The following is a 333-nucleotide window of genomic DNA, read 5'->3' on the forward strand; positions in this document are numbered from 1 at the left end:
TCTTCGCCGCCACCCGGCCTGGCGCCAGTTGGACGAAGGCCCTCGCCCCGGCCTTCATCACCGGCCTCATCGCCACGGCGATCACCTTCTTCATCACCCCAGCCATGACCAAGTCGTCCTTCGCCAACATGGGCTACTGGGTGGACTGGATGAACCTGTTCTTCTACGCCGCCGCCTTCGGCGCGGTCGCGGCCGCGCTGGCCTGGCCGATCGCTGCCTACCTGCACCGCAAGGCCTGAACCCAACCCATCACCGGAGAACCCATCAGATGAAGAAGCTCCTGATCGCTGCCGCCATCGGCTTCGCCAGCCTCACCGCCCATGCGACCGACAT

1 protein-coding gene is annotated in these 333 nt (G+C 65.8%); it reads left to right on the plus strand.

Going from position 1 to position 333, the window contains the following annotated elements:
• On the plus strand, positions 1-239 hold a 239-nt coding region (locus tag C664_RS20110), incomplete at its 5' end, for a hypothetical protein (protein ID WP_004296273.1).
• Positions 240-333: the final 94 nt, after the last annotated feature.

The organism is Thauera sp. 63, from assembly GCF_000310165.2.
Taxonomy (GTDB): Bacteria; Pseudomonadota; Gammaproteobacteria; order Burkholderiales; family Rhodocyclaceae; genus Thauera; species Thauera humireducens.